Annotated in this window: 17 protein-coding genes; all 17 read left to right on the forward strand. The window is 49.1% G+C overall.

The genetic code is table 11. The annotated features are described in order from the left end of the window. The first annotated feature begins 233 nt into the window (after positions 1 to 233). Positions 234 to 998, forward strand: a complete 765-nt coding sequence (locus JSQ80_RS21065) for a DUF3388 domain-containing protein (protein WP_087432903.1) — start codon at positions 234 to 236, stop codon at positions 996 to 998. A gap of 96 nt (positions 999 to 1094) precedes the next feature. Beyond that, complete coding sequence (locus tag JSQ80_RS21070; RefSeq protein WP_206096571.1) at positions 1095 to 2051, forward strand: helix-turn-helix domain-containing protein; 957 nt, start codon at positions 1095 to 1097, stop codon at positions 2049 to 2051. 115 nt (positions 2052 to 2166) lie between these two features. After that, positions 2167 to 2331 carry a hypothetical protein gene (locus JSQ80_RS21075; RefSeq protein WP_176392757.1) on the forward strand — a complete coding sequence of 55 codons (165 nt, stop codon included), beginning with the start codon at positions 2167 to 2169 and terminating at the stop codon, positions 2329 to 2331. A 168-nt stretch (positions 2332 to 2499) separates the two neighbouring features. Next, the gene (locus tag JSQ80_RS21080; protein WP_087432905.1) at positions 2500 to 2988 is read left to right on the forward strand and encodes a YajQ family cyclic di-GMP-binding protein; all 489 of its coding nucleotides are present in this window, start codon (positions 2500 to 2502) and stop codon (positions 2986 to 2988) included. Positions 2989 to 3220: 232 nt separating this feature from the next. Continuing rightward, a complete protein-coding gene (gene rimO, locus JSQ80_RS21085) occupies positions 3221 to 4549 on the forward strand; it encodes a 30S ribosomal protein S12 methylthiotransferase RimO (RefSeq protein ID WP_087432906.1) in 1329 nt (442 codons plus the stop codon). Next, entirely contained in the window at positions 4546 to 5124 is a 579-nt protein-coding gene (pgsA, locus tag JSQ80_RS21090; protein WP_087432907.1) for a CDP-diacylglycerol--glycerol-3-phosphate 3-phosphatidyltransferase, read from the forward strand. Before rimO ends, pgsA begins: the two co-directional genes overlap by 4 nt. 259 nt (positions 5125 to 5383) lie before the next feature. Beyond that, positions 5384 to 6640 (forward strand): competence/damage-inducible protein A, encoded by a 1257-nt coding sequence (locus JSQ80_RS21095; protein WP_206096572.1) that lies wholly within the window; start codon positions 5384 to 5386, stop codon positions 6638 to 6640. Positions 6641 to 6893: 253 nt separating this feature from the next. Beyond that, positions 6894 to 7949 (forward strand): recombinase RecA, encoded by a 1056-nt coding sequence (gene recA, locus JSQ80_RS21100; RefSeq protein WP_087433076.1) that lies wholly within the window; start codon positions 6894 to 6896, stop codon positions 7947 to 7949. A gap of 107 nt (positions 7950 to 8056) precedes the next feature. Further along, positions 8057 to 8740, forward strand: coding sequence for a RecX family transcriptional regulator (locus JSQ80_RS21105; protein WP_206096573.1), 684 nt, complete (start codon positions 8057 to 8059; stop codon positions 8738 to 8740). A gap of 298 nt (positions 8741 to 9038) precedes the next feature. Beyond that, a complete protein-coding gene (rny, locus tag JSQ80_RS21110) occupies positions 9039 to 10586 on the forward strand; it encodes a ribonuclease Y (protein WP_087432910.1) in 1548 nt (515 codons plus the stop codon). A gap of 72 nt (positions 10587 to 10658) precedes the next feature. Then, positions 10659 to 11453 carry a TIGR00282 family metallophosphoesterase gene (locus JSQ80_RS21115; protein WP_206096574.1) on the forward strand — a complete coding sequence of 265 codons (795 nt, stop codon included), beginning with the start codon at positions 10659 to 10661 and terminating at the stop codon, positions 11451 to 11453. A 134-nt stretch (positions 11454 to 11587) separates the two neighbouring features. Continuing rightward, complete coding sequence (locus tag JSQ80_RS21120) at positions 11588 to 11848, forward strand: stage V sporulation protein S (RefSeq protein WP_006286829.1); 261 nt, start codon at positions 11588 to 11590, stop codon at positions 11846 to 11848. Between the two features lie 272 nt (positions 11849 to 12120). Next, positions 12121 to 13080, forward strand: a complete 960-nt coding sequence (locus JSQ80_RS21125; protein WP_206096575.1) for a dipeptidase — start codon at positions 12121 to 12123, stop codon at positions 13078 to 13080. Between the two features lie 207 nt (positions 13081 to 13287). Further along, positions 13288 to 15021: a 2-oxoacid:acceptor oxidoreductase subunit alpha gene (locus JSQ80_RS21130; RefSeq protein ID WP_206096576.1), complete on the forward strand. Its 1734-nt coding sequence runs from the start codon at positions 13288 to 13290 to the stop codon at positions 15019 to 15021. 1 nt (position 15022) lies between these two features. Beyond that, positions 15023 to 15889 carry a 2-oxoacid:ferredoxin oxidoreductase subunit beta gene (locus JSQ80_RS21135; RefSeq protein WP_087432914.1) on the forward strand — a complete coding sequence of 289 codons (867 nt, stop codon included), beginning with the start codon at positions 15023 to 15025 and terminating at the stop codon, positions 15887 to 15889. 113 nt (positions 15890 to 16002) lie between these two features. Then, the gene (gene pduL / locus JSQ80_RS21140; RefSeq protein WP_087432915.1) at positions 16003 to 16572 is read left to right on the forward strand and encodes a phosphate propanoyltransferase; all 570 of its coding nucleotides are present in this window, start codon (positions 16003 to 16005) and stop codon (positions 16570 to 16572) included. A gap of 277 nt (positions 16573 to 16849) precedes the next feature. Further along, entirely contained in the window at positions 16850 to 18403 is a 1554-nt protein-coding gene (gene miaB, locus JSQ80_RS21145) for a tRNA (N6-isopentenyl adenosine(37)-C2)-methylthiotransferase MiaB (protein WP_087432916.1), read from the forward strand. Positions 18404 to 18422 lie beyond the last annotated feature (19 nt).

The raw sequence follows: 18422 nt of genomic DNA on the forward strand, positions 1-18422 counted from the left end.
GGCTAAGCAACAAAAAGAAAGGGAGTTCTGTATAGAACTTTCTTTCTTTTCTGTCATCTTCATCTCATTGTTGTCACATGAATACATGCTCACAATCTGCTATAATAATACTGTCCGCCTAACGGTTAAAGCTTGCCGTTTTTTTCTTTCATTTTTTATCTTGCCCGGTGGAATTTACGTGCCAGTTATTGTAGAATGAAAAACGGCGGATTACCGCGGATGAGGTGTGTGTTATGGAATATAAACAATGGTATATGGAATATAAAATACATAAAAACCGACCTGGGCTTCTCGGAGATATCGCATCGTTGCTAGGTATGCTCGAAGTGAATATTCTAACCATTAATGGTGTCGAGGATAAGACTCGCGGCATGCTTCTCCAGACGGATGACGACGAGAAGATTGAGATTATGGGGCAAATGTTGAAGAAGGTCGGCAATATTACGGTTTCCGCTCTTCGTCAGCCCAAATTAGTCGATATTTTGGCAGTTCGCCACGGGAGATATATTGAAAGGGATTCCGATGATCGCAAGACGTTTCGCTTCACCCGGGATGAGCTTGGTTTGCTTGTCGATTTCTTGGGGGAAATATTCAAACGAGATGGGCATCAAGTGATTGGCCTTCGCGGAATGCCCCGTGTCGGCAAGACGGAGTCGATTATCGCAGGCAGTGTCTGTGCGATGAAACGTTGGTCTTTCGTTTCGTCCACGCTGCTGCGTCAGACTGTGCGCAGTCAAATGTCCGAGGAAGAGATGAGCTCGAACAACATTTTCATTATTGACGGCATCGTCAGCACGATACGTTCCAACGAGAAGCATGAATCGCTTCTTCACGAAATCATGAACATGCCTTCCACCAAAGTAATTGAGCATCCGGACATTTTTGTCCAGGAGACCCGATATAATTACGATTTCTTCGATTACATCATTGAATTGCGCAATACGCCGGAAGAAGAAATTACATATGAGACGTTTACGACCAATTATCACGATCTATAGATTCGATGTCGAATCGCTTCTTAGATGATCTTCATGATCAAAAGGGGCTTTGTGAACATACTCAGCAACATGATATTCCAGACAGGAGGTGAGGTTGTGTCAGAATTAGGACAGCTGTTGAAGAAAGCCAGGCTTGAGAAGGGCCTCTCGTTAGACGATGTCCAGGAAGCTACTAAGATTCGGAAGCGTTATTTGGAAGCGATTGAAGAAGGGGATTATAAAGTGCTGCCGGGCTCGTTCTACGTGCGCGCCTTCGTGAAGACGTACGCAGAGACGGTAGGCTTGAATCCGGAAGAAATATTGCAATATTACCGCAATGATATTCCTGCTGCGGAGCCGGAGACCAATAGCGAGCCGATCATTCGGAAGAAACGGAGTGTTCAGCATTCGGACCGATTCGGGAGATGGGCGACGACGCTGCTGATGTGGGCGTTCGTTATTCTTATTGCTGTAATCGTGTACTTTTTCATAGTAAAAACATCGGATGCGCCGAACAATCAAGTTGCGGAGGATACAAAGATTACCGATACGGAGTCGACGCCCCCAATAGCCGGCGAGGACAACAAAGGCGGTGCTGCCGGCGGTAACGGAGCCGGTACAAGCACAGAGCCGCCGGCAACGCAGGAAGAGCCGGAGCCCGAACCCAAGCCGATTGTCGTGCTTGAGAAGTCAAGCCGAAGCGAGGACTATTTTGTGGTTGCCGCTCCGGACAACGGGAAGTTGGAGGTCGAAATAACGGCTGCGGGCGGATACAGTTGGTTAGGTGTATTTGTAGGCAACCGTTCGGGCGAGCGTCTGTATTATGAGAACTTGGAAGATGGGAAAACCGTGAAATACGAGCTGCCTGAAAAAGGAATGGCGATTCGGATGGGACGGGCCGATGTCATCACTGTGAAGATCGCTGGGGAAGTAATACCCGACGGTGATGTGGCTGGCTTGAAAAACATGAATTTGAAGCTGATTCCATATGAAGAAGCCCGGAAGCTCCAGGAGGAAACCGGAGGGGCGGAAGGTGCTGGCAACTCGGGAACGAACGGAACAAGCACGCCATAATGCCAACCGTTTATGGATAAATGATCAAGCAGGGCCGACGGCATAATGTCATCTTGGCAGGGGAGAATAATCGTTGCGGCGATTATTATATCTCTTCACAAGTGAGGTGTCGAGCATGGCAGTTAGTTGGGTCGTCACAGGCGTTGGTGTCGTCGTCAGCTTGTTGGGTTATTATTTGTCGCCAAGCGCATGGGGTTACAGTATTTTAGGATTCGGCTTAGCGCATGTCGTGCTTGGCGTGCTGGATATGTTCCGTACGCCAGAGCGCAGCCGGTACTAACATTTGGAACCTGTAGAAGTCGTGTAGCGCACTGGTATTCTTTTGCTGACGCAGGTCCGCAGAGGAATGCCTTTGTGCTGTTTTACATAATGTTTTCATTAGAGGTTGATCAAAAAGGCGACTTTTTGGCCAACTTCTAATAGGCATAACGGAAGGGAGAGGCAAGAGATGGCAGACAACTCATTCGATATTGTATCCAATATGGATATGCAGGAATTAAGCAATTCCATTAAACAGGCGGAACGTGAAATTGAAACCCGATATGATTTTAAGGGAAGCAAGAGCAGCATTTCTTTAGAAAAAGAGGAACTAGTCATTATTTCCGATGATGAATATAAGCTTAAGAGTGTCATTGATATTTTACAATCCAAAATGGTAAAGCGCGGCATCTCTCTTAAAAATGTCGAATATGGAAAATTGGAACCCGCAGCGGGAGCAACTGTGCGGCAACGCATCAGACTGAAGCAGGGAATCGAACAGGATATCGCGAAAAAAATCAATATTTTAATTCGGGACTCGAAGTTGAAAGTGAAAAGTCAAATTATGGGGGACCAAATTCGGGTAACCGGCAAAAACAAAGATGATCTGCAAGCGGTAATGCAGTTGTTAAGAGGAGCGGATTTACCGCTCGACTTGCAATTTACGAATTACCGTTAAAGTTATAGCCCACACCTCTCAAGCAGAGTATCAGAGGATGCTGGGCTTTTTTTTGGTTTTTGACTAGAAAGACAGCCCTGTATTATACTTGATGAGATAGAAATGCGTTTAAAGCAGCATGATTGTTGCTAGACTAGAAATATAAACAATCGGATGGGGAAGCAATGCATTTAAAGCGACTCGTTGCCGTAACGAACAGGATGAGCTGCAATTTTCTATGGGGGATGTATAAATGACAGAAAAGATTAAAATCGTGACTTTGGGCTGCGACAAAAACTTGGTTGATTCGGAAATTATGTCCGGTTTGATTCACGAACGTGGATATGAGCTAGTGGAGAAGGCAGAGGACGCTACCGTCATTATCGTTAATACGTGCGGGTTTATCGATGCCGCTAAGGAAGAATCGGTCAATACCATTCTAGGCTTGGCTGATTTGAAAGAAACGGCTGCGTTGAAGGCTCTTATCGTTTCTGGCTGCTTGACGCAGCGGTATAAAGAGCAGCTGCTCGAAGAAATGCCGGAAATTGATGGAATCGTCGGAACGGGCGATTTCGATAAAATTAATGATATTGTGGATGAAGCTCTCCAAGGAAGCAAGCCTGTGCGAGTCGGCAATCCGGTATTCGATTACGATCGGATTTTGCCCCGCAAAGTGGCAACGCCCAGATATACCGCCTACGTGAAGATTGCGGAAGGCTGCGACAACAACTGCACATTTTGCAGCATTCCGATTATGCGCGGCAAATTCCGCAGCCGCACGATGGACTCAATCTTGGCCGAAGTGAAGCTGTTGGCCGATCAAGGCGTCAAAGAGTTCAGTCTCATTGCCCAGGATTCAACGAACTACGGCGTAGATTTGTACGATGGATTTAAATTGCCTGAACTCATGAACAGAGTGAGCGAGGTTCCAGGGGTGGAATGGGTGCGTCTGCATTATGCCTACCCGGGCTTCTTCTCGGATGAATTGATCGAAGCGATTGCTAGCAATCCGAAGATTTGCAAATACATCGATATGCCGTTGCAGCATAGCGAAGACAATATTTTGAAACGGATGCGCCGCCCAGGCCGTCAACGGGATTCACGTGAATTGGTTCGCAAAATCCGCGAGCGCATTCCAGGCGCCGCGCTGCGCACCTCGATCATTGTCGGGTTCCCGGGGGAGACCGACGAGGATTTTGAAGGATTGTGCAATTTCGTGCGAGAAATGAAATTCGACCGTCTTGGCGTGTTTACCTATTCTTCGGAGGAATCAACGCCAGCGACGCGCTTGCCGGATCACGTGCCGGATGAAGTCAAGGAGTGGCGCGCGAACACGTTGATGGAAATCCAGCGTGAAGTGTCAAAACAGGTGAGCGAGAAGCGAATTGGCGAGATCGTGGAAGTGCTCGTGGAACGTTATGACGGACGCAACGATGTATATATCGGCCGTTCGCAATTCGACGCGCCTGAAATTGACGGTGAAGTGTTTATTTCCAATTCGAAGCTGAGCATTGGTGATATTACGCAAGTAAGGATTACGCATGCTCTTGAATTCGATTTAGCCGGGGAGGGTGTCTCGTGAATCTGGCGAACAAGATTACGTTAGCACGCATTTTTCTTGTGCCGATAATGATGTTCTTTCTATTGGTGAACTTTGATTACTTGCCACCGATACGAGTCGAGGACTTCTATATCACATACAACCAGATAATTGCGGCGTTAATCTTCATTATTGCAGCCAGCACGGATGGATTAGACGGCTATATTGCCCGCAAACGCAAGATGGTTACGAATCTCGGCAAGCTGCTTGATCCGCTAGCGGACAAACTTTTGGTAGCTGCCGTCCTGATTTCGCTCGTGGAAATGGGCAAATGTGACGCATGGATCGCCGTCGTCATTATTAGCCGTGAGTTTGCGGTTACTGGCTTGCGCCAAGTCGCTTTGCTGGAAGGGACCGTGGTAGCGGCCAGCAAATGGGGCAAATGGAAGACAGCCACCCAGATTACCGCGATCGTGGCAATGCTGCTGAATAATTTCCCGTTCGCGTTTATCAATTTTCCGTTCGATGTCATTGCAACTTGGATGGCGGCATTGATTACGGTGTATTCGGGTATCGATTATTTTGTGAAAAATAAAAAAGTGCTTCACTTTTCGTAGCGGCATGAAAGCGTCTGTTTAAAAAGTGAACTTTTCCATACCGAGAGAGGGCAATAGGTGCTTTTTTCTATGACGTCGACTGTAGAGTGGATCGAGGAAAGAAGGCCTATTGTTTTTTCATGGGCAAAGTTCTTTTCTTATGCGCGACAGGCCCGGACAAGGTGTTGATGAGATTGCGGCGGCTGAACAGATAGGGCCTGGCATTTGTATACAAAGAAAGCTTGGGTGATTCAGATATGGATGAAGGATGGTGTCTCATATGAAAGCCGAAATGATTGCTGTCGGAACGGAACTTCTATTAGGGCAAATTGTAAACACGAACGCACAATATTTATCGCAGCAATTGGCTCTTCTCGGAGTTGATGTCTATTATCAGACGGTAGTTGGCGATAATGCCGAGCGGCTCCGCCACACAATCGAAGTGGCGCGAAGCCGCTCCAATGTCATTTTGTTTACGGGCGGACTCGGGCCTACCATGGACGATTTAACGAAGGATGTATTGGCTGAATTGCTGGGATGCGAGCTGCATTACGACGAGGATGCATTGAACCGGATGGAGCAAATGTTTGCGGGGCGCGGCACTCCAATGGTGGAAAGCAATAAACGCCAGGCGCTCGTCATTGAAGGATCGGACGTGCTTCCCAACAGGACGGGCTTGGCGATCGGGAACGCGATCGTTCATGAAGGTGTGGCATATATCGTTCTTCCCGGGCCTCCGCGCGAGATGAAGCCGATGTTCGCGGAGCAGGTCATTCCTTGGATGAAAGACAATGGATTGCTTGATGCATCGATGCTATATACGCGCATGCTGAAGTTTGCAGGCATCGGCGAATCCAGCTTGGAGGATGCCCTCCGCGATTTAATCGAGGCGCAGGGGGATACGACGATTGCGACATACGCGAAAGAAGGGGAAGTGCTCGTCCGTCTGGCGACGAAGAGCGATGATGCGGCCCAGGCTGCAAGCAAGCTTGGCGAAGTGGAAACGGAAATCACGACTCGTCTCGGACGGCATCTGTTCGCAACAGAAGACGTATCAATGATCGAAGTGCTCGTCAACCGTCTCATCCAGCTCCAAATGACGTTGTCTGCCGCTGAAAGCTGCACGGGAGGCTTGTTTGCGGAAATGATAACGTCGGTGCCGGGAAGCTCGGAAGTGTTTCTTGGCGGAGCGGTAACGTATTCCAACGAAATGAAGGAACGGATTCTCGGCGTGCCCCATGAGCTGTTGGAAGGGGAGAACGCGCCGGGAGCGGTCAGCTCTGAAACGGCCAAAGCGATGGTGGAGGGTATGCTGGACATTGCGGACACGGATTTCACGATTGCGATTACAGGGGTTGCCGGGCCGGGCCATTCGGAGCGCAAGCCGGTAGGGCTTGTCTATATTGCTATCGGAGAAAAGGGCAAGGACACGCATGTCGAAGAGCTTCGCCTGAGCGGGGATCGCGACACGATAAGGATTAGAACGGTGAATGCCGTAATGTACCGCTTATGGCGCAAATTGCAAGGATATGGATAAACTTTACTTCTGCTGCCGCATAACGTATAATGGAATTAACAGTTAACGGAGGAACCGTAACAAAGTGATATTACTTTGTTGCGGTTTTTTTGTGCGCACTGCATAGATTTTATTTGAATAAAAATGGAAAAACAGGAGCCGGAAGGTGGTTTTGCGCAAAATAAACGAATGTATGTTCGAAAAAATGCTTGGCAAACCGGCTGAAACACGGTATGATGTATGTATCAAACAAACGAATGAAGGAAGTGAGTTTGTGTCAGATCGCCGCGCTGCATTAGAAATGGCATTGCGTCAAATTGAGAAACAATTCGGTAAAGGTTCGATTATGAAACTCGGCGAATCCAATCATATGCAAGTTGAGATCGTTTCGAGCGGATCGTTAGCATTAGATATAGCATTAGGTATAGGTGGACTGCCGCGAGGCCGTGTCGTTGAAGTATACGGACCAGAATCTTCCGGTAAGACGACGGTTGCGCTGCATGCTATTGCTGAAGTACAGAAGACAGGCGGACAAGCTGCATTCATTGATGCGGAACATGCCTTGGACCCGTTGTATGCAAGCAAGCTGGGCGTTAACATCGATGAGTTGCTTTTGTCCCAGCCGGATACAGGAGAGCAGGCACTTGAAATTGCCGAAGCGCTCGTGCGCAGTGGTGCCGTCGATATTATCGTTATCGACTCCGTTGCCGCCCTTGTACCGAAGGCAGAGATTGAAGGAGAGATGGGGGATTCCCATGTCGGCTTGCAAGCGCGCTTGATGTCTCAAGCTTTGCGTAAGCTGTCCGGCGCCATCAGCAAGTCCAAGACGATTGCTATTTTCATTAATCAGCTGCGCGAGAAGGTCGGCGTTATGTTCGGTAACCCAGAGACGACTCCGGGCGGTCGCGCGTTGAAGTTCTATTCCAGCGTGCGTCTCGATGTGCGCCGTGTAGAGACAATTAAGCAAGGGAACGACATGATCGGTAACCGAACGCGCATCAAGGTCGTGAAGAATAAAGTTGCGCCTCCGTTCAAGCAAGCGGATATCGATATTATGTATGGTGAGGGAATTTCCCGCGAAGGCAGCATCGTCGATATCGGTACAGAATTGGATATTATTCAGAAGAGCGGCGCATGGTACTCCTTCGACAGTGAACGCTTGGGTCAAGGCCGCGAGAATGCAAAGCAATTTCTGAAGGAGCATCGCGACATCTCCGAAGTTATTGAGAAGAAGATTCGTGATGCCAGCAATTTAACGACGACAATTCCGCAGAACGCTTCTGCCGAACAAGATGATGAGGAAGCATTTGAACTGGAAGTAGACGAGTAATCATCATTGTTATGGACAAGCACCTTCAAGTTTGTTGAAGGTGCTTGTTTTTGTACATATTTTGCTCATCCGAGAGAGCGAAATGAACACGGATGGAGGAGAGCATCGTGAGCGAGAAGGAACGTATCGTATCCATCGTCCGGGTCGAGCGTGATGAGAAGCAGGCAGGACGATATATTATTCATTTGGATCAAGCTTCGCCGCTAAATGTGCATGAGGAAGTGATGATTAAATATCGCCTGTTGAAAGGAACGGAGCTATCGCTTGACTCGTTGGACGAGATATTGCGCGCAGACGAAGGGAATAGGGCCTACGTTCAATCGATCAAGTATTTGCAGCGCAAACCTAGAACCCGGATGGAACTGGCCCGTAACCTGGCTCAGAAGGGCTATGAAGAGGGTATCATTCAGGAGGTGCTGGATCGGTTGGAGCGGGAGTGGCTGGTCGATGATCAGGCGTATGCGCATCAATGGACCAATCAGCGGGTTACCCGCCATATGAAGGGGCGCCGCTGGATACAGCACGAGTTGAAGCAGAAGGGCATTCCCGAGCGGCATATCAGTTCCGCCATCGATGCGATAGAGCCTGAACAGGAATGGGAGAGCGCCATGCAGGCCGCCCATAAGAAATGGCGGCAAACCAAGGGGGAACCTCATCTTCGCAAGCAGAAGGTGGCGGCTTTCTTGGCCAGAAGAGGGTATCCAATGGATATAGCCCGCCGCGCCGCTTACCAGGCGGCGGATGAGCAGGAAACTGAGAATGGTGAATGGGACGGGGAAGACGGGAAGTAAAATGCCGGCTTGCGGCATTAGCTTGACAATATCTTTTCATGAATAATAAAATGAACATGTATCTTTATTATCACGAAATCAATTTCCCCTTCCAGAAATTGATTTCTAATGATTCATTTCGCCAATTTGAAGATTTCCGATTGTCGCCTTTGGGCGGCGCCGGTGTATGTCGAAGCATGCACCTTCGCCGGCGTAGAGACGCCGGTCACAAGCTTAATTCGAATATGGAACATGTGAACAACCGAAAATGAAACCTGACCCAAGCAGTGCTTGGAGCAACCAACGGGGAGGTGAGGCAATGGAGATTAACATTTGGCTCGCGATCGTTCTCGTTGTGGCTGCATTGTTCTTGGGGTTTGGAATCGGATACCTGATTCGCAAATCGCTTGCGGAAGCGAAAATAACGAGTGCCGAGCACGCCGCGGAGCAAATTATGGATAGCGCGCGCAAAGAAGCTGAGGCACTGAAGAAAGAAACGGTGCTCGAAGCAAAAGACGATATCCATAAACTTCGCACCGAAGCGGAGAAAGACATCCGCGAACGCCGGAACGAAATTCAACGTCTAGAAAGACGCTTGCTGCAAAAAGAAGAGTCGTTGGATAAAAAGTTAGAATCGCTGGAACGTAAAGAAGAACAAGTGGCTAACAAAGAGAAGCGGATCGAAGAGACACAAGAGCAGATCGATCGCATTTGTCAGCAGCAAGTTTCTGAATTGGAACGCATTTCGAACCTGAGCATGGAAGATGCGAGAAGCATCATCTTGACGAACGTGGAACAGGAAGTGCGTCATGAAACGGCACAAATGATTAAAGAAATCGAGCAGCAAGCACGAGAAGAAGCGGACAAGCGTTCACGCGAGATTATTACGATGGCTATTCAACGCTGTGCCGCGGATCACGTGGCAGAAACGACCGTTTCCGTTGTTGCGTTGCCGAACGAAGAGATGAAGGGACGCATCATCGGACGGGAAGGACGCAATATCCGTGCGCTCGAAACATTGACGGGTATCGATCTCATTATTGACGATACGCCGGAAGCAGTCATTTTGTCCGGGTTTGACCCAATCCGTCGTGAAATCGCACGGACTTCGCTCGAGAAGCTTGTCGCCGACGGGCGTATTCATCCAGCGCGGATCGAAGAGATGGTGGAAAAATCCCGCAAGGAAGTGGACGAACGGATACGCGAATATGGGGAACAAGCGACGTTCGAAGTTGGCGTACACGGCTTGCATCCTGACTTGATCAAGATTTTGGGCCGTCTGAAATTCCGTACGAGTTACGGTCAGAACGTGCTCAAGCATTCCATGGAAGTGGCTTATCTTGCCGGCCTGATGGCAGGAGAGCTCGGCGAAGATGTAACATTGGCGAAACGTGCCGGATTGTTGCATGACATCGGAAAAGCGTTGGATCACGAAGTGGAAGGATCTCACGTCGAAATCGGCGTAGAGTTGGCGAAAAAGTATAAAGAACATCCTGTAGTCATCAACAGTATCGCATCCCATCACGGCGATTGTGAAGCAACTTCCGTCATTGCCATGCTGGTCGGAGCGGCGGATGCCCTCTCAGCAGCAAGACCGGGAGCGCGCAGGGAGACGCTCGAAACGTACATCAAACGGCTGGAGAAGTTGGAAGACATTTCAGAGTCGTTCGAAGGCGTGGAGAAATCGTACGCAATCCAAGCCGGTCGCGAAGTTCGCGTCATGGTCCAACCGGATAAGATCGATGATGCGGAAGCCTACCGCCTCGCTCGAGATATTACGAAGAAGATTGAGAGCGAGCTAGACTATCCGGGTCATATTAAAGTAACGGTTATTCGTGAAACCCGCGCTGTGGAATATGCGAAATAACATGGATATATGGGATTTAGGAGAAGTGGCCCTGAGGGCCACTTCTCCCTTTTAAGGAGGACCTTGTTCAACATGAAAGTGATGTTTATTGGTGATATTGTAGGGAATACGGGGCGTAAAGCGGTCAAGCTGCTCCTTCCGTCACTCAAGCAGAAATACAATCCCCACATCATTATCGCCAATGCGGAAAATGCTGCAGGCGGACGCGGAGTAACAGCTGCCATTATTAAAGAGTTCGCCGATCTCGGTATTCATGGTTTTACGATGGGCAACCATACTTGGGACAACAAGGATATTTTCGAATGGATCGATGACGAGAAGCGCTTGGTGCGGCCAGCCAACTTCCCGCCGGGCACGCCAGGGCTGGGGTATGCATCCATCAAGGTAAACGGCAAAGAGTTGGTCATCGTCAACCTGCAAGGACGCACATTCCTGCCGGCCATCGATTGTCCCTTCCGGAAAGCGGATGAGATCCTCGAGTCGCTGGGCAAGAAGCGCAAAGCAGTTCTTGTAGATTTCCATGCGGAAGCTACGTCCGAAAAAATTGCGATGGGCTGGCATTTGGATGGACGCGCATCGCTCGTTGTCGGTACGCATACGCACGTGCAGACGAACGACGACACGATTTTGCCTCAGGGCACAGCATACTTGACGGATGTCGGCATGGTCGGCTCCAAGGAAGGCGTGCTTGGAATGGAGCGCGAAGCGGTGCTGCGCAAGTTCAAGACACAGCTCCCGGTCCGGTTCGTCGTCGATGAAGGTAAATGGCAGTTCCATGCAGTAGTTGTGGACATCGACGAAGCGACGGGGCTAGCCGTTAAGATGGAAAAGGTGCGCGTGCGCGAAGATGATTGGATTATGAGCTAGACGTTCGTTTGACGAACGTCTTTTTTGTTGGCAGAGGAGCCGGGGAGGATCAAGATAGCAGGAATTTTTGGGCGTTTCTCGAATATGTTGTAGTATTGGAGTCAAACCCTAACATTCCCGAGGAGGTACTTTCCATGGAAGTATTAAAGGTTTCAGCAAAATCCAATCCAAATTCGGTAGCTGGAGCGTTAGCAGGGGTTTTGCGCGAACGGGGAGCAGCCGAACTGCAAGCAATCGGTGCCGGGGCCTTGAATCAAGCGATTAAAGCGGTCGCGATTGCACGGGGATTCGTCGCACCAAGCGGTGTGGATTTGATTTGCATACCTGCATTCACGGATATTGTCATTGATGGTGAAGATCGGACGGCAATCAAGTTAATTGTAGAGCCTAGATAGTACGCAGACATGGAAATGACCCAGGGACTTTCTTGGCCTGTTTACGATGTAAGCAGGTTTTTTATCATTATACGATGAAAATTACCTCTAAGCGCGGTCGCTCATCTGCGAATGGCCCCGATAAGAGGTTTTCTATTTTACTGAACAGGCAAGCCAGCTTGTTATAAACTCGGCGCTTAATCGGACAGGCGTAAGGCATTGCGAGTCACTGGCCATCGATAGGGCGGCACATGCGCAAGAGAGGATGAGAACAAGAGAGGATGAGAAATAGAATGAATAACCGAATTATAGATTTCCATTGCGATGTTTTGTATAAAATGTTGTACGAAGGAAGCATTCATTTTGATCGCGAGGATGAACTTGATGTAACATTGCCACGGATGATCCAGGGCGGAGTGGGTATGCAGGTGTTTGCTCTGTTTTTGGAAGATTCTCTTATATCCGGTCCGCCTCGCTTTTCGCAGGTGCTGCGCTGCATTGATTTGTTGCGGGAACGAATCAATGCTTTGCCTGGAGTGGAATACATACGCTATCGGGAAGATGTTGAACGATGGGAACAGAATGCTGACTGTATAGGAGCGCTCTTGTCGCTGGAAGGCGTGGACGGCCTGGAAGGGGATATGGTCTATGTCCGCACGGCTTATGAGCTGGGCGCGCGCTTTGTCGGGTTAACATGGAATCATGCCAATTGGGCGGTGGACGGGACAATGGAGCCGCGTCAGGGCGGGTTTACGAGCAAAGGGCGGCAGTTCATTCGCGAATGCGATCGGCTGGGGCTGATGATTGATGTGTCGCATTTGAATGAGAATGGCTTTTGGGAATTGCTCGATTTGACGGAACGGCCGATATTCGCCTCTCATTCCAATTCGGCTCATGTGTTCGAGCATCCTCGGAATTTGAAAGATAAGCAGATTCAAGCAATAATTGAACGTAACGGGCGTATCGGTGTAACGTTCGTGCCTCATTTCATTAAGGCTGCGGAAACGGTAACGATTGATGATTTGATTAGGCACATTGATCGCATCTGTGAGCTGGGCGGTGAGCACCATGTGATGTTCGGCTCTGACTTTGACGGCATTGACCGCAAAATTGACAAGCTGGAGCATGCGGGACAATACGTTCATCTGCTGGAACAACTGGACAAAAGATATTCGTCGACATTTGTCAAGCAGATCGCTCACACTAATGCCTTGCAATTTTTAAAGACAAATCTGCCTGCAAAAGATGAATGAGACAAATATTCATCTCGCGAAGGTATCATATCCATCGAAAGTTGCTATCGTGGACAACGGGGAAAACGCTTGCTTTTTCATACCCCCGGACATAGAATGAGAGTGACTCAACCATTACTATTTTTTTACTTGTTACATTTTATCGAACTTTGGTGTGCATCCATGAGGGTGCAAGCGCGAGTCACCTTTCAAAAGGAGTGGGCGAGCTTGATTAGTCAATTGTCTTGGAAAATCGGGGGTCAACAAGGGGAAGGCGTAGAAAGTACGGACCGTATATTCTCGACGGCATTAAATCGTCTTGGATATTATTTATACGGCTATCGTCATTTTTCTTCCCGTATTAAGGGTGGACATACGAACAATAAAATCCGCATCAGCACGAAGCCGATTAGAGCGATTTCGGATGATTTGGATATCTTGGTCGCATTCGATCAGGAATCAATCGATCTGAACGTTCAAGAGCTGCGTTCCGGCGGCGTCATAGTAGCAGACGCGAAATTCAACCCGGTCGTTCCGGAAGGCAACGATGCACGGCTGTTCGCGGTTCCATTTACGGCGATCGCCGAAGAGCTGGGCGCTTCGCTGATGAAAAATATGGTTGCTTCGGGCGCTTCGTGGGCACTGCTTGGATTGCCGCTCGAAGTATTTAACAAAGCGCTCGAAGAAGAATTCGGACGGAAGGGCCCGGCTGTCGTGGAGAAAAACGTGGAAGCGGCGCGCCGCGGCGCAGAGTTCGTGCTGGAGCAAGCGGGCGGGCCGCTGACTGAGTTCCAATTGGGGCCCGCAGACGGCAAGCAGAAGCTATTCATGATCGGCAACGATGCGATTGGTTTGGGCGCACTGGCTGCCGGCTGCCGGATAATGGCGGCCTATCCGATTACGCCTGCGTCTGAAATCATGGAATATCTAATTAAGCGTCTGCCGAAGTTCGGCGGAACGGTTATCCAGACCGAGGATGAGATTGCTGCCATAACGATGGCAATCGGAGCGAACTATGGCGGTGTGCGGGCGATGACAGCGTCTGCCGGACCGGGGTTATCGCTGAAGACGGAAGCTATCGGCTTGGCCGGCATGACGGAAACGCCAATCGTCATTGTCAACACCCAGCGTGGAGGTCCGAGCACGGGTCTTCCGACTAAGCAAGAGCAGAGCGACTTGAACGCCATGATCTATGCGACGCACGGTGAAATTCCGAAGATTGTTATAGCGCCAAGTTCGATAGAAGAATGTTTCTACGATATGATTGAAGCGTTTAATTTGACAGAGAAATATCAAGTTCCGGTCATCGTCTTGACGGATCTTCAACTCTCTCTCGGCAAGCAGTCCTGCGAGATGCTGGACTACGAGCAAATCGTCATTGACCGCGGCAAGCTGGTAAGCGAGTTGCCGCCGTTAGAAGAGCATAAGCAATTCAAGCGTTACGAGATCACCGAAGACGGCATCTCTCCTCGCGTAATCCCGGGGGAGAAGGGCGGATTGCATCACGTAACGGGCGTTGAGCATGACGAAACGGGACGTCCGTCGGAAAGCGCGGTTAACCGCAAAAATATGATGGACAAACGGCTAAATAAATTGAATGGGCTGCACATTTCGAATGCGATTCATGCGGACGCTCCTCATGAGAATCCGGATTTGCTCTTGGTCGGCATGGGATCCACAGGCGGAACGATTGATGAAGCGCGGACAAGGCTTGAAGCCGATGGCATCAAGACGAATCATATTACGGTCCGGCAAATCTACCCGTTCCCATCGGATTTGTTCGCTCCGCATGCAGAACGAGCGCAAGCCATCGTCGTCATCGAGAACAATGCGACCGGTCAATTGGCGGATCAAATCAAACTGAATGTTGGGTTCGGCGAGAAGATGCGCCGAATTAACAAATACGATGGCACACCGTTCCTGCCTTCGGAATTGTACAACCAAAGCAAGGAGTTGGTATAGAATGGCAACGTTTAAAGAATTCCGCAACAATGTGAAGCCGAATTGGTGCCCGGGCTGCGGTGATTTCTCGATTCAAGCGGCCATTCAACGCGCAGCGGCCAACGTCGGCTTAGAGCCTGAACAATTAGCGGTCGTGTCCGGAATAGGATGCTCCGGCCGCATATCCGGGTACATTAACGCATACGGCTTTCACAGCATCCATGGCCGCGCGCTTCCGATAGCTCAAGGCTTGAAGCTGGCCAACCGCGACTTGACGGTTATCGCTTCCGGCGGTGACGGAGACGGCTTCGCCATCGGGATGGGGCATACGGTGCATGCGATTCGCCGCAATGTGAACATTACGTACATCGTAATGGACAACCAGATCTACGGGTTGACCAAGGGGCAGACGTCTCCGCGAAGCGCAGTGGGCTTCAAGACAAAGAGCACGCCGGAAGGCGCCATCGAATCGACGCTGTCACCTCTCGAAATTGCGATGGCATCCGGTGCAACCTTCGTTGCCCAGTCGTTCTCCAGCGATTTGAAGCAACTGACGTCGCTCATTGAGGAAGGAATCAAGCATGAAGGCTTCTCGTTCATTAATGTATTCAGCCCATGTGTTACCTTCAACAAGATTAACACATATGATTGGTTCAAGGAGAACATCGTCAACTTGAATACGGTAGAGAGCTATGACCCTTCTAACCGAATTATGGCCATGACGAAGCTGATGGAATCCGGCGGGATGATTACAGGACTTATATATCAGGATAAGACAAGAAAGAGCTACGAGAACCAAGTGGTGGGCTTCCGTCCGGAACCGCTTGCCAAGCAAGATTTGCAACTTTCGTCTGCGGATTTCGAGAAATTGGTGGCAGAATTCAAATAATTGTTGAAAAAGACATGCGTCATTTGACGCATGTCTTGTTTATTTTTCTAGTATAAGTAGTATAATATGAGTTGGTACTAGCTAGAGAAACACATACGTGAGGTGGATGAGAAATGAAAACTGTACCTGTCGGCGTATCTGCTCGCCATATTCATTTAACCCAAGAACATATCGAAGCATTATTTGGACCTGGGTATCAATTGACGGAATTTAAGCCGTTGTCTCAACCGGGACAATTTGCTGCGAATGAAACCGTTGAAGTTATCGGACCGAAAGGATCCTTTAATAAAGTTCGTATTTTGGGACCGGCACGCCCGGCTTCCCAATTGGAAATTTCCCGTACGGATTCCTTTGCGATCGGTGTGAAAGCTCCTGTGCGCGAATCCGGCGACATTAATGGAACTCCAGGCATCTTGGTTAAAGGGCCTGCAGGGGAAGTTGAATTGCAAGATGGCGTTATCGTCGCTGCCCGTCATATTCACTTTCATACTTCAGATGCTGAAAAATTCGGCATTCAAGACAAGCAAAAGCTCCGTGTTTCTGTTGGCGGCGAACGCGGGGTCGTGTTCGAGAATGTAATCGCACGCGTCTCTCCGAACTTCGCGCTTGATATGCACATCGATACGGATGAAGCTAACGCTGCAGGCGTCAAGAACGGCGATACTGCGGAAATCATTGCCTAATATGCGAATAACATTTCAATAGGTCATAACAGAGAATGCAGCATGTCGAGATTGGACATGCTGTATTTTTTTGTATGATGATATCGGGAGCGTTGCAATGAGTAGCGACACTGCTGTCAAAAAGAGATTTTGCCTATCACAGAATTGATGTTCAATTCCCCTAATGATATAATTTGAAGTAATGCTTTTTTTAGCTACTGCCTAACAACATGATGATTATACAGAGAATGAATAAGAGGAAAATACCATTACAAACCAAGAAAAGGGAGTGGCCGACATGAGCAAAAAGCCAAAGGATTACTCCAAGTATTTTGATTTCTCGAACGCAAAAGTTATTTCCGAGGATGAGCACGGTAAACGTATACGAATAAATGGTCGTGAAATCAACATTATTTCGGAGCCGAATCAGCGTGAAGAGAAGCAGCGCGGCAAGCAAGACATTCAAGTGCATTACGACAATGCAGTCGCGGAAGAGCTGCAAGGTCTCGGGAACGGCAAGAAATATCTAATCTATACGTTCGGCTGTCAGATGAACGAGCACGACTCGGAAACGATGAGCGGGCTGCTCGAGCAGATGGGGTATGAGAAGACCGATGAACGCAAGCAAGCGGATATCATTTTGCTGAACACCTGTGCGATTCGGGAAAATGCGGAGGACAAAGTCTTCGGTGAACTGGGGCATTTAAAGACCTTGAAGCTGGAAAAGCCCGGTCTCGTTCTCGGGGTATGCGGCTGTATGTCGCAAGAAGAAAATGTAGTCAACCGCATTATGCAAAAGCACCACTTTGTCGATATTATTTTCGGTACCCACAATATTCACCGTCTTCCTTATTTGGTGCGCGACGCCTTGTTCAATAAGGAAATGGTTGTCGAAGTGTGGTCGAAAGAAGGCGACATCATCGAGAATCTTCCGAAGAAGCGCGAAGGCATGCGCGGTTGGGTGAACATCATGTACGGATGCGATAAGTTCTGCACCTATTGCATCGTTCCTTATACCCGCGGCAAAGAGCGCAGCCGCCGTCCTGAGGACGTGATCGCGGAAGTGCGCGAGCTTGCCCGTCAAGGCTTTAAAGAGATTACTTTGCTAGGGCAGAACGTCAATGCGTACGGCAAAGATTTTACAGACATGAAATACACGTTCGGGGATCTGATGGATGACATTCGCAAGGTCGACATCCCACGGATTCGATTTACGACTTCCCATCCGCGTGATTTCGATGATCATCTGGTCGAAGTGCTGGCGAAGCGCGGCAATTTGGTGGAGCATATCCATCTGCCGGTACAGTCCGGAAGCAGTGAAATATTGAAGAAAATGAGCCGTAAGTATGATCGTGAACGGTTCCTGGAGTTGGCCGGCAAAATTAAAAAGGCGATTCCCGACGTCGTGCTCTCGACTGATATTATTGTAGGCTTCCCTGGTGAAAGTGACGAGCAATTCGAAGAAACGATGTCGCTGGTCAAGGAAGTAGAGTTTGATTTTGCCTATACGTTCATCTATTCGCCGCGTGAAGGAACGCCGGCAGCCGGTATGGAAGACAACGTTCCGATGGATGTCAAGAAGGCCAGATTGCAGCGTCTGAATGAGTTGATGACGCAGCTCAGCCGCAAGAGCAATGAAAAGCTGCTTGGCGAAACAGTAGAGGTGCTCGTGGAAGGCGAAAGCAAGAACAATTCGGATATTTTATCCGGTCGGACGCGCACGAACAAGCTCGTTCATTTTGCCGGATCGAAGGAATTGATCGGCCAGTTCGTCCATGTCAAGGTGTATGATGTCATGTCATTCTACATTAAAGGCGAGCTTGTCACAGAACGGATGCAAATAAGTTCTTAAAATTTTCCTCTTTTTAGGT

Source organism: Paenibacillus apiarius (assembly GCF_017052585.1).
Taxonomy (GTDB): Bacteria; Bacillota; Bacilli; order Paenibacillales; family Paenibacillaceae; genus Paenibacillus_B; species Paenibacillus_B apiarius.

What these genes read in the sequence shown, in the direction of transcription:
- JSQ80_RS21065 (WP_087432903.1), top strand. Translation starts at nt 234, where the DNA reads ATGGAATATAAACAATGGTATATGGAATATAAAATACATAAAAACCGA.
- JSQ80_RS21075 (WP_176392757.1), top strand. Translation starts at nt 2,167, where the DNA reads ATGGCAGTTAGTTGGGTCGTCACAGGCGTTGGTGTCGTCGTCAGCTTG.
- JSQ80_RS21080 (WP_087432905.1), top strand. Translation starts at nt 2,500, where the DNA reads ATGGCAGACAACTCATTCGATATTGTATCCAATATGGATATGCAGGAA.
- rimO (WP_087432906.1), top strand. Translation starts at nt 3,221, where the DNA reads ATGACAGAAAAGATTAAAATCGTGACTTTGGGCTGCGACAAAAACTTG.
- JSQ80_RS21095 (WP_206096572.1), top strand. Translation starts at nt 5,384, where the DNA reads ATGAAAGCCGAAATGATTGCTGTCGGAACGGAACTTCTATTAGGGCAA.
- rny (WP_087432910.1), top strand. Translation starts at nt 9,039, where the DNA reads ATGGAGATTAACATTTGGCTCGCGATCGTTCTCGTTGTGGCTGCATTG.
- JSQ80_RS21115 (WP_206096574.1), top strand. Translation starts at nt 10,659, where the DNA reads ATGAAAGTGATGTTTATTGGTGATATTGTAGGGAATACGGGGCGTAAA.
- JSQ80_RS21120 (WP_006286829.1), top strand. Translation starts at nt 11,588, where the DNA reads ATGGAAGTATTAAAGGTTTCAGCAAAATCCAATCCAAATTCGGTAGCT.
- JSQ80_RS21125 (WP_206096575.1), top strand. Translation starts at nt 12,121, where the DNA reads ATGAATAACCGAATTATAGATTTCCATTGCGATGTTTTGTATAAAATG.
- JSQ80_RS21135 (WP_087432914.1), top strand. Translation starts at nt 15,023, where the DNA reads ATGGCAACGTTTAAAGAATTCCGCAACAATGTGAAGCCGAATTGGTGC.
- pduL (WP_087432915.1), top strand. Translation starts at nt 16,003, where the DNA reads ATGAAAACTGTACCTGTCGGCGTATCTGCTCGCCATATTCATTTAACC.
- miaB (WP_087432916.1), top strand. Translation starts at nt 16,850, where the DNA reads ATGAGCAAAAAGCCAAAGGATTACTCCAAGTATTTTGATTTCTCGAAC.